This is a genomic window from Chloroflexia bacterium SDU3-3 (assembly GCA_009268125.1).
Classification (GTDB): Bacteria; Chloroflexota; Chloroflexia; order Chloroflexales; family Roseiflexaceae; genus SDU3-3.
Genome location: WBOU01000007.1, coordinates 269934 through 281585 on the forward strand (window position 1 = coordinate 269934; position 11652 = coordinate 281585).

At 63.6% G+C, this 11652-nt stretch carries 8 protein-coding genes; 6 read left to right on the forward strand and 2 right to left on the reverse strand.

Features of this window, described 5'->3' with window-relative positions:
- Positions 1 to 33 precede the first annotated feature (33 nt).
- From F8S13_14065 to F8S13_14090, 6 genes are all read left to right on the forward strand, one after another.
- A complete protein-coding gene (locus F8S13_14065) occupies positions 34 to 663 on the forward strand; it encodes an FHA domain-containing protein (GenBank protein ID KAB8142676.1) in 630 nt (209 codons plus the stop codon).
- A gap of 434 nt (positions 664 to 1097) precedes the next feature.
- Positions 1098 to 2924 carry a hypothetical protein gene (locus F8S13_14070; protein ID KAB8142677.1) on the forward strand — a complete coding sequence of 609 codons (1827 nt, stop codon included), beginning with the start codon at positions 1098 to 1100 and terminating at the stop codon, positions 2922 to 2924.
- A gap of 101 nt (positions 2925 to 3025) precedes the next feature.
- The gene (locus tag F8S13_14075; protein ID KAB8142678.1) at positions 3026 to 3382 is read left to right on the forward strand and encodes a hypothetical protein; all 357 of its coding nucleotides are present in this window, start codon (positions 3026 to 3028) and stop codon (positions 3380 to 3382) included.
- A gap of 155 nt (positions 3383 to 3537) precedes the next feature.
- Positions 3538 to 4410: a hypothetical protein gene (locus tag F8S13_14080; protein KAB8142679.1), complete on the forward strand. Its 873-nt coding sequence runs from the start codon at positions 3538 to 3540 to the stop codon at positions 4408 to 4410.
- Positions 4411 to 4583: 173 nt separating this feature from the next.
- Complete coding sequence (locus F8S13_14085) at positions 4584 to 5915, forward strand: hypothetical protein (GenBank protein KAB8142680.1); 1332 nt, start codon at positions 4584 to 4586, stop codon at positions 5913 to 5915.
- Positions 5916 to 6043: 128 nt separating this feature from the next.
- Positions 6044 to 7393, forward strand: coding sequence for a hypothetical protein (locus F8S13_14090; protein KAB8142681.1), 1350 nt, complete (start codon positions 6044 to 6046; stop codon positions 7391 to 7393).
- A gap of 129 nt (positions 7394 to 7522) precedes the next feature.
- On the opposite strand, the gene F8S13_14095 is transcribed toward F8S13_14090, so the two are convergent.
- The gene (locus F8S13_14095) at positions 7523 to 10063 is read right to left on the reverse strand and encodes a glycosyltransferase (GenBank protein ID KAB8142682.1); all 2541 of its coding nucleotides are present in this window, start codon (positions 10061 to 10063) and stop codon (positions 7523 to 7525) included.
- A 43-nt stretch (positions 10064 to 10106) separates the two neighbouring features.
- Entirely contained in the window at positions 10107 to 11639 is a 1533-nt protein-coding gene (locus F8S13_14100; protein ID KAB8142683.1) for a hypothetical protein, read from the reverse strand.
- Positions 11640 to 11652: the final 13 nt, after the last annotated feature.

Here is an 11652-nt window from a genome sequence, read left to right on the forward strand (position 1 = left end):
CTGCTCTGCGGTTTTGGATAGAGGAAAATCGGTATGATGGAACAGAGCCAAAATAACCCTGCATGCCTTCTAGCGCTTGATCCGTCGGTATCGCCCGATGAGTTCATGCTTGTCAATGAGAGCAGCTCGATAGGCCGCTCGTCGCTGTGCGACATTGTCATAACGGCAAGGATCGCCTCGCGTATCCACGCCCGCATCGAGCGCGATGGGCCGCGCTACCTGCTGGTAGATGCCGGCAGCGCCAACGGCACCTTTGTCAACGGCGCGCGGATCGCCCAGCCCCATGTGCTGCAGGACAGCGACGCCATCGGCATCGGCTCGGCCCTGCCGTCGCTGCGCTTTCTCGATCCCGACCCTACCTACGTGCCCTCGCCGCGCCTGGTGTTCGATGAGCGCGGCATGCGCTTTCTGCTCAACCAGCATCCTATGGATCTGCCCCAGTCGCAGCTGCGCCTGCTGGTGTATCTCTACCGCAACGCTGGCGCACTCTGCACGCGCGAGGCCTGCGCCCAGGCCATCTGGGGACGCGACTACGACCCGGGGATGGATGCTGGCGCGCTTGACCGCGTGGTGGCCAACCTGCGCTCGACCCTGCGCGAGATTGACCCCGAAACCGAGTTTATCCAGACCCGGCGCGGCGCAGGCTATATGCTGGAGATCTAGCCTGCGGTAGATGATGCTGGCACGAGCGGTATATGGCCACCTCTGGCAGTTGAGTCAGGGGTGGCGTTTTTGTGTTGATACCTGCCTTTCATCATCCTATCACAGCTATCTGGTGATGTTGATGCGATTTATCTGACAAAATGGTCAGGAAATACGAAGGTTGTCTACGTTGATTGGGTGTTTTTCTTGATTTAGAGTGTGTATCTCAATATTTAATCTCTATCGATAGCTACTGTGATTTTATAGATAATCGCATATTTTATTTAGAATACGGTATTGAAAAGAGAAGATTTCTCTGAATGTGGGATTTTATTGGATATGTGATTTGAAAAATGAGCTGTGAAAAGATTTGTCTTTGATTATTTGAGATATTTAGTATCTTTCTGGGATTGGCGCTTTATAAGCAATAGGTCTGATCGGATAAAAGGGATCTCATGGCATCATTACTTTTCCGCCGCAGATGGTGGCTGCCTGTGGGCCTACTGGCCCTGGTGTTGCTCTCCTATGCCCCCATCCTGCGCACCTTCTTCCTCTCCGACGACTATGTGCTGCTGACCGAGGCCCAGCTGCGCCCGCTGGCCGAGGCGCTGGCCATCGACCACACGTGGTTTTTCTACCGCCCGCTGGGCAAGCTGCTCTGGTGGTGCGAGTTTCGGCTGTTTGGCTACCACGCTGCGCTCTACCATATGGTGAGCCTGGGGCTGCACGCCCTGTGCGCGCTGCTCGTGGTGCTGCTGACGCGGCGGCTGCTGGATGGCCGCGCGGCGCTGCTGGCCGGGTGCGCCTTTGCGCTGCTGCCGCTGCATGCCGAGCCGGTGGCCTGGCTGGCCTGCCAGTACGATCTGCTGATGACCGCAGGCTTCCTCGCGGCCACACTGGCCCTGCTGCGCTTCCTAGAGGGCGAGCGCGCACGCCTGGGCTGGCTGCTGGGGCTGCTGCTGGCCTTCCAGCTGAGCCTGTGGGCCAAGGAGTCTGCCCTGGTGTTTCCTGTGCTTGGCCCGCTGTTGGCCTGGGCGGTGCTGCCGCGCCTGCCGCTGCGGCGGCTGGCTGTGGCCATGCTGCCCTGCTGGGCCTTGCTGGCGGCCAACCTGATCCAGCGTGTTCAGGCCTGGGGCAGCCTTGGCGGCTATGGCGATCGGCCCATCCTCTGGCCGCAGCTGCCCATGACGCTTGCCCAGACCGCGCTGACCCTGCTCGCGCCGCTCAATCGTCTGGCTTTCCCCGGTTGGGCGCTGCTGCTGTGGGGCGGAATGTCGCTGACGCTGCTGGCTATGGCTGCGCTGGGCGGGCGGCGGCTGTGGCTGGCCGCGCTGCTGTGGCTGGCCTGCACGCTGGCCCCTGCGCTGGGCCTGCTGCCGGTTGGGGCCGACATGCAGAACAGCCGCGTGCTCTACCTGCCCTCGGTGGGGTTGTGCCTGCTGCTGGCGGCGGGCGCTGGGGTGCTGGCCGCGCGCCTGCCGCGCCGCGCGGGGCTGGCGGCGGGCGGCGCGGCCTCGGTGGGTATGCTGGCGACCATGCTCTGGCAGCTTGGCCCCTGGCAGGTGGCTGGCCAAAACAGCCTGCACGTGGTGCAGGAGCTTCACCGGCTGCTGCCAAAGATCCCGCCTGCCAGCAGGGTGCAGACAGCGGGACTGCCCGACAACTACCAGGGTGCCTATATCTACCGCCTGGGGCTGAACCACGCCTTCGGCCACCTGTTCCAGTCCACCTTTGCGCTTGGGGCTATCCCCAGCATCGGGCCGCTGGCCTACGACGTGGCGGGCTACGATACGCAGGTGGTGTTTGGCCTCGACGCTGCGACGCAGCGCTGGAGCATCACCCAGATGCGCTACGCATCCCCCGGCCCGCTGTCCGAGGCCGCTGGACAGGAGCGCTGGGATCTTTCCACATGCCCCGCTGAGTGGGTGGGCGATGCTGCCTGCGTGGCGGGCGCGGGCTTCCGCGCAGGCCCTGCGCTGGCGCTGGCTAGCCCGCGCGTGGCTGCCCAGCCGCCAGGCTGGCGCGAGCTTGCCGCCGAGCTGGATCTGCCGCCAGCGCCGCAGGGGGCTGCACTGGTGTTCGAGTGGCGTGCGGGCGAGGGCGCGTGGCGCAGCACCGACGCGGCCCAGTTCAACCTGCCGCCGCAGGGCGGGCGCTACCGCTTTCACCTGATGCTCGGCCCCGCCGACCAGGGCGCTCAGCCGCCTGACCAGCTGCGGGTGCGCGTGGATGGGCTGCCGGGCGCGGTGGTGCGGGCTGTGGCGCTGCGCGTGGTGCCCTAGCGGCCACGTGCGTTTTTTGTCAGGAAAGCGGATGGTTGGCCAGCGGGCGGCGGCGATATACTCGTGGTAGGTCACGTGCTCTTGCAACAAGGAGAGATGGTATGAGCTATCGACGAAGGTATCTGGCGCTGGCGCTGGCGATGGCAGGCGTGTCCGCGCTGGCGCTTGGCGCTGGCGCGCGCACACTCGCCGCCCCCGTCGCCGACGATGCCGCGCCCGCGTCCACCGTTTACCTGCCCATGGTGCGCACGGCCTCCGCGCCCACCGTGGCATTCACCACCCTGTCCGACCACCAGCTTGGCGATCAGGCGCGCAACCCCAGCGAGCCGGCGACCCTTTACGATATCTCGCTGCTCTCTGGCCCACAGCACCAGGTGAAGAAGGGGCTCTCACAGCAGTCCCGCCTCGTTCCAGGCTGGTCGGGAGATGGGTCGTATTTTTTCAGTATGGTGGCCTAAACTATAGCGTGAACCTCGCATCGACAACGGTCTACACCTTGCCGAGTAGTGCTACTTCCGATTGGGAGCCAGGTGGCAGTCGGCTGCTCTATACGGAATTCCAAGGTAGTTCGCTCGTCAGAAAGGGCTTTCTTTCCAATGCGGATGGATCGGGTGTGGTGCAGCTGCTGCCCGATATGCCGCAGGTGATCTCTGCGCAGTGGTCGCCCGATGGCACCAAGATTTTGGCCGAGGTGCCCACCGATGTTCTCTATCACAACGATTGCTATCTGCTGGATGCCGATGGTACGATGATCAGGAAGATCGCTACGATCCCTGCTATTTTTGTTTATTGGACGCCGGATGGCAGCAAGATCTTCTATTTTACGCCCGATGAGAATTTGGTAGGGCACCTATGGGTACAGCCGGTGGATGGTAGCCAGGCCAAGCAGATCTCGCCGCTGGATGCCTCCGGTGCGATCGAGTTTACCTATGAGTGGTCGCCGGATGGTCGCTATGTTGCCTACGATGATCATGTAAACGGCCTGTGGGTCACCGATGCGGATGGAGTTATTCAATACCAATCGACGGCCACCAACACCACACGCCTGGTGTGGTCGCCTGATAGCAGCAAGCTGGCGTATGTGACGACGGCCTACGATTCGGCAAAACTTGAATCGAGCACGCTCTGGTCAGTGGACGTGGCTAGCGCCAGCCTGCAGCAGCTTGCCGTGCACAGCGAGCTGATTAGGGGCAACTATGATACTTGGGATGAATTCCCGATGTGGACGGACGACAGCAGCACGCTGGTGTACCTTGGCAGCGCCAGCAATACGCTGTTTGCGGTGCCTGCGGCGGGCGGGGTTGCCCCTAGCGCTATCGCGCAGTCGGTGGTGTTGCTGATTGGGAAGGATGCCGATGGCTCGCTGCTGTTCTCGCGGCAGGTGGGCGAGCAGTACACCATCACCCGCTCGCGTGTGGATGGCAGCGAGGCCGAGGATCTGGCGCTGCTTGACAAGCCCATCCAGCAGGCCAGTGTCGCTCCCTAGCGCCTCCTAGCTCGGCCACGCCCGCCGAGCGATGCCACGCCGCAGATGTCGTGGCATCGCTCAGCACGTTTCTGCATGGTTTGTTGAGTCAGCAGGCTGGATCGCCGCGCTTACTGCTGGCCTGAGATGTGGTGTGATATTGGCATGCGCTCTATCGTGGAAAGGAAACGATAATGAGGGCATATCTACCGCAAACGTCGCTTCTGGTGGTCTTCGGTGCGTGTGCGCTGGCGCTGGGGGCTGGCGCTTCCACGCATGCTGCCCTCGGTACCACTGATCCCTCTGCCATATCCACGGTCTTCCTGCCGATGGTGCGTACCGCACCATCGGTGCCAACCGTGGTCTTCACAACCCTAGCCGACCCCCAGTCTGGCATCCCCACCGAATATGATGTCTGGCTGCTGTCTGGCCCGCAGCATCAGGTGCAGAAGCTGCGTACCCAACAATCAGTGCTGGATCTTCGCTGGTCGGGGGATGGGTCATATTTTCTCAATAATGCTGGTGAACCCTACAGTGTGAACCTCGCATCGACCTCGGTCTACACCTTGCCAAGCGGGGCAAATTATGCCTGGCAGCCGGGCGGCAATCGGCTGCTCTCTACAACCGCCGATTCTGGGTTCATATCCAATGCGGATGGCTCAGGCGTGGTGCAGCTGCTGCCCAATCTGGCAGATGTGACGTTTGTACGCTGGTCGCCCGATGGCACCCAGATCCTGGCCGGGGTGCGCGCCAATGATGCCGATTATGCCGATTGCTATCTGCTTGATGCCGATGGCTCGATGATCACAAAGATCGCTACGATCCCTGCTCTTACGGCTGATTGGACGTCAGATGGCAGCACGATCTTCTATCTTGCGCCCGATGAGAACTCGATACGACGCCTGTGGGTGCAGCCCGTGGGCGGTGGCGATGCCAAGCCGATTTCGCCGCTCGATGCCGCAGGTTCGACCTACATATGGTCGCCCGACTCTCGCTATGTTGCCTATTATGATAGGCAAAACGGCCTGCGGGTCGCCGATGCAGATGGGGTTATGCACTATCGCTCGGCGGTTGATGACTTAGAACGGTTGCAGTGGTCGCCCGATAGCAGCAATCTCGCGTATGTGACTACTTTTTACAGTTCTCTGGGCCTTGGGTCCATGCTTTGGTCGGTGAATGTGGGGAGCGCCAATATACGGCAGGTTTCCTTTCATAGCGAAGACATTGAGGGTATCTACGGTGATCTGAGCGGATTACCGATCTGGACGGATGATAGCAGCATGTTGGTGTATCGTACTCGTACCAGCCACCAGTTGTTTGTGAGGCCAGTAGCGCATGCGGCGGAATATAGTGCTATTGGGGAGTTGGTTGCTGGCCTGCTTGGGGTAGATACCGATGGCTCGCTGCTGTTTTCGCGCCAGGTGGGCGAGCAGTACACCATCACCCGCTCGCGTGTGGATGGCAGCGAGGCCGAGGATCTGGCGCTGCTTGACAAGCCCATCCAGCAGGCCAGTGTCGCTCCCTAGCTTGCAGGCTCGTACATCGGGGGTTAGCTCCCACCTGCATTTTTTGTCAGGAAAGCGGATGGTTGGCCAGCGGGCGGCGGCGATATACTCGCGGTAGGTCACGTGCTCTTGCAACAAGGAGAGATGGTATGAGCTATCGACGAAGGTATCTGGCGCTGGCGATGGCAGGCGTGTCCGCGCTGGCGCTTGGCGCTGGCGCGCGCACATTTGCCGCCCCCGTCGCCGACGATGCCGCGCCCGCGTCCACCGTTTACCTGCCCATGGTGCGCACCGCCGCCGTGCCAACGATGGCATTTATAACCATGTCCGACAACCAGTTTGGCGATCAGGCCCGCAACCCTATCCATATTCCGACCTACTACGACGTCTCGGTGCTCTCTGGGCCAGATCATACGGTGCAGAAGGTGCTTACCCAGCAAGCAGATCTCACAGATTCTTGGTGGGGAACATGGTCGAGCGATAGATCATACCTTTTCAATAATGCCAATGCGCCCTCCAGTGTGAATATCGCATCGACCACGGTCTACACCTTACCAAGTGGAATATACAACTGGCAGCCACGCGGCAGTCGGCTGCTCTATACGGCAGACAATGGTGCATTCATCTCCAATGCCGATGGCTCGGGCGTGGTGCAGCTGCTGCCTGAGATGACAAGTCAGACACGTGCCTGGTGGTCGCCCGATGGCACCAAGATCCTGGCTAGTGTGAAAGCAAACGATTCTGCTAAGACCGATTGCTATCTGCTGGATGCTAATGGCACCATGATCAAGAAGATCACTACGGTTTCCAACCTTTATTATCCTCAATGGACGCCGGATGGCCGTAAGATTTCCTATCTTTCGCCTGATGAGAATGCGCAATATCGCCTGTGGGTGCAGGCTGTGGATGGCGGCGAGGCCAAGCCACTCTCGCCGCTCGATGCAGAGCTAGGCTTGGCGGTTACCTATACATGGTCGCCCGACTCCCGCTATATCGCCTATAACTCTTATCCAACTGGTCTGTGGATCTCCAATGCGGATGGGGCTGCCCTCTATCACATGTCTACGGCCGATAGCATCTACCTGCAGTGGTCGCCCAATGGCAGCAAGCTGGCGTATACGGTTACGGTCTACAACTCGGGGAAGTTTGTGTCGAGCGCGCTCTGGTCGGTGAATGCGGATGGCACCAGCCCGCAGCAGCTTGCCACTCATCTTGAAGATATTACAAATTACCTCTGGGCCGATGATAGCAGCACGCTGGTGTACCGTGGCGATTTCAGCCACACGCTGTTTACGATACCATCGGCGGGCGGGGCTGCCCCTACCACTATTGGGCAGTCGGTGATGCTCTTGATGGGGAGAGATTCCGATGGCTCGCTGCTGTTTTCGCGCCAGGTGGGCGAGCAGTACACTATCACCCGCTCGTTCGCGGATGGTAGCAAGGCCGAGGATCTGGCGCTACTCGACAGGCCCATCCAGCGGGCCAGCGTCGCTCCCTAGCGCCCCCTAGCTCGGCCACGCCCGCCGAGTGATGCCACGCCGCATACGCTGGCCGAGCGCCACCCGCTCGGCAAAACAAACGCGCCGCCCCAGGCCACGTGGCCCGGGGCGGCGCGCTGCCGTGCGCTCCTACATCCCACCGCGCAGGCGGTTGATGCGGTTCATGGCCTGCATCAGCTTGCCCGACTCCAGGCGCTTGATCAGGTCTTCTAGGTTGCCGATATGGTCGTTCTTCTCCTCGACCACCTTCTCCAGCATCTGGATGCGCCGGATCAGGTCGGTGGCGGGGCTGGCCATGCCGGTCACGGCGGGCGCGCCGCCGGGGCGTCGGCGCATGGCGTCGGCGGCGCGGTAGGGCGCGCGGCAGTAGTCGACCAGCGGCTGCAGCACCTTCTCCCAGGTGTACTGGGCGCGCAGCTCGGCCATGGCGGCGGCGCGCTTCTCGCGGCGGTCGCTCTCGCCCGCCAGCTTCAGGATGGCCTCGGCCAGCCCGTCCACGTCCTCGGGCTGCACCACATAGCCCAGGTCGCGCTCCTCCACCGTCTTCGACAGGATGTCGCCGCCGGTCACGATCATGGGCAGCCCGGCCCAGAAGGCGTCGAGCAGGCGCGTGCGGAAGGCGAAGGTCGTCTCGGTGGTGTCGAAGTGCGTGCTCACGCCGATGTCGGCCTCCAGCAGGTAGTTCTGGCGCTCGGCGTAGGGCACCCAGTTCTGGTTGAAGAACACGGTGGTGCCGATCAGGCCCAGCTCCTCGGCCAGCTGCGTGGTGCGCTTCGACATCTCCATCTCGGGCACGTCGCGGGTGTTGGGGTGGCCCTTGCCTAGGAAGAACAGCTTGATGTCGGGCCGCACCTCGCGCACCTTGGCCATGGCGCGCAGCAGCGTGGGCGGGTCGAACCACTCCCAGATCCCGCCGCCCCACAGCAGCACGGTGTCATCCTCGGCGATGCCGGGCACCACGCCCTTCATCACCTGCTTGGTGTGCTGGGGCAGCTCGGCGGGCAGGCCGAAGGGGGCCAGGTCGATCAGGTTGCGCAGCGTGCGGTCTTGGCGGTAGACCTCGGGGCTGAGCCTGCGGGCGAAGGTGAGCGCGCCCAGCCAGTAGTTGCGCTGCTCCTCGCTGGCGCAGATGAAGAAGTCGCCCAGGCCCAGCAGGTGTCCCAGCACCTGCATATCCACGCTCTGCTGGTTGCGCCCGAACTCGGGCGGCCGCACCAGGCCGAACTCCAGGTTGCTCAGCGGGAAGGGGTCGTACATGTCCACCACCACATACCGCGAGGTGGTGTTCAGGAACGGGAAGCTCTCGACTAGGAAGCCCTGGAGCAGGATGATGTCGTGTCCGGCCACCATGCGCTCCACCGGGTCGAGGTCGTCGTAGTCGAAGACCATGGTGCGCACGCCCTCGATCTGCACATCCGCCGACTCGTAGGCGGCCAGCGTCACATTGCAGTACTGGCTGAGCACGCGGGCCATCTCCACGGCGCGGATGCCGGTGCCCGCCAGCTCGGGGCGCAGCGGGTCGCTGCTGAGGATGAGCACGTTGTTGCGCTTCACCTCCTCGAACATCTCGGGCAGGGCGAACTGGTTCACGATCTGCTCGACCGAGATCAGGTAGGGGTAGTAGTCGCTGAAGTTGGCCAGCAGCGGCGTGCGGAACAGCGGGAAGACCTCGGTGTCGGAGCGGCGGCGCAGGGCCTGCACCTTGGCGCGCTTCTCGAACACGTGGGGCAGGGTCTCGACGATGTCGTTCACGGCCAGCAGGCAGCTGATCGCGGCCTTGGGCACCTCCACCTTGGGGAAGCGCTCGCCGCTGTCGCGGGTGCGCAGGTCGAAGTCCTCGCGGCGCACGTTCTCGCCCGTCTCGAACGAGGCGCGCTTGAACAGCAGCAGCAGCGCGGGGGCCAGCACCTTCTGCAGGTTCTCGTCGTCGTAGTTCTTGATGATCGTGACCAGGGCGTTGCGCTCGAACAGCAGCCGCGTCTGGTAGGGGAACATGGTGCTGGCCGTCGAGTGGTGGCGGTGGTAGGCCACAGCCTTGGGGTTCAGCACCACCTTGTAGCCGCAGACCCACAGCCGCCAGCCCAGGTCCACATCCTCGAAGTAGGCGAAGTAGTCTTCGTCGAAGCCGCCGATCTCGTGGAACACGCGGCGGTCCACCAGCATCGCGCCGCCGTTGGCGAACAGGATAGGCTCCTCGCCCACGTTGATGCGGTCGGCGGGCACCTGGAAGAACTGCTGCGCGCCGAAGCCGTGGAAGTTCATCACGCCCATGGTGAAGTCGATCGTCTTGCCGTGCCAGTCGAGCACGCGGGTGGCCACGCAGGCCACGCCCTCGCCCTTGCGGGCCTCGGCCACGCGCACCAGCTCGCTGAGCCAGTCGGGGGCGGCGTAGGCGTCGTTGTTGATCATGGCCAGGTAGTCGCCGGTGGCCTCGGCTGCCGCCAGGTTCACCGCCGGGGCGAAGCCGGTGTTGCGGCTGTTGAGGATGAGCTTGACCTGCGGGTAGTTGGCCCGCATGAAGTCGAGCGAGTCATCCTTTGAGCCGTTATCCACCATAATGATCTCGACCGGGCCGCCGTAGTTCTGCTGCACAAGCGAGCGGAAGCAGGCATCCAGATGCTGCCGACCATTAAAGTTGATAACAATCACAGAAACGCTGGGAAGTCCCATTCAAGTCCTCGGTGTAATGAAATGCGTAACGTTAAACAAAAAGCTAGGTCTTTCGCTGGAACACGATAAGGTCGGGCCGCCCCTGCACGGGGATGCGCGCCACCTCGCGGTAGTCGCTCTGGAACCAGGCCAGGCTAGCCACGGCCCCGATATACTCGGTAAAGATCGATTGGTTCTGGATGATATAGTTTGGCCGCTCGCGCTCGTAGGCGAAGGTCAGGTCGCGCCGGGCCACGTGGGGGGCCAGCGTGGGGTCGATCAGGCCCAGCGGGTCGACGATCCGGCGGTGGGCGTAGTAGCCCAGGTAGCCGATCTCGAAGTAGCCCACGCTGGCCTCGGCGGGCGTGTGCTGGTCGACCCAGCGCCCGGCCTGCTCGTAGGCCTCCTCCACCGCATCCGGCTGCAGCGCCAGCCGCTGGATATCGCGCAGCTGCGCGGCGATGCCGGGTGCCAGCGCCAGCGCCACCAGCGCGGCGATGATCGGCTGCGGCGTGGGGATGTGTCGCCCAAGCGCGCCAGCGGCCCGCCGCGCGGCCCAGGCCAGCGCATCCACCAGCAGCGCCGCGCCGCTGGCCGCCAGCACCATCAGCGCCACCACCACCGGCACGATGTACCAGTGGTAGAAAGGCACGCCCATCAGCATGTAGCTGCCGGTGAACAGCGCCACCCAGGCCAGCGGCAGCAGCCAGAAGCGGTAGCGGTAGAGCGCGGGCAGGCCCAGCGCCACCAGCGGGATGAAGCGGATGGCGTTTGGCGCGGCGGGCATGGTGGGGAACAGGAAGCTGCTGCCCTGCATGGTGTAGGCCTTCACCCACTCGACCATGCCGGTGGTGAAGGGCTGCCAAAGCCCGCTGCTGCGCTGGGCCAGCTTGGCATCCAGCGTGGCGGGCAGCGGCGAGCCGTAGAAGGCCCAGGCCGCCAGCGCGAACGGCGCGACCACCGCCGCCGCCAGGGCCGCCTCGCGCCAGGGGATGCGCCGCCGCGTGGCCAGCATGTGCAGCCCCACCACTGCGCCCGCCAGCGCCCCGTCGGCCCGCGTGAGCGCGGCCAGCGCCAGCAGCGCGGCGGCGGCGTAGCCCTTCCCCGCGCGGTTGGCCACAAACGCCCAGAGGATAAGCGCCACCTGGAACAGCATCTCGCCGCCGAACGTGGCGTAGAGCAGCGGGCATGTGGCGAAGAACAGCGCGGCGAACAGCCCGCAGATCTGCTGGCGGTGCTGGCAGGCGTAGGCGTAGAGCGCCACGCTGGCCGCCAGCAGCGCCAGCCCCGAGATCACCCCGCTGGCGGCGGGGATGACCCCCGCGCCGCCCAGCGCGCCCACGCCGCCCAGCAGCAGCCCGTACAGCGGCGCGGTGGTGCCCAGGTAGCGCTCGCCCAGGTTGTACACGAAGCCCTGGCCGCTGGCCAGATTGTAGGCGTAGCGGTAGGTGATGAAGGCATCGTCGTAGGTGTTGGCCCAGTTGGCGGCCAGCACATACAGCGCCGCCGCCGCGATCAGCAGCAGGCAGATGCCGTGGCCAAGCAGCCCGCTGCCGGGCCGCGTGGCCGTGTGCTCAGGTGCGTGGCGTTCAGCCATGGTGCTCTACGAT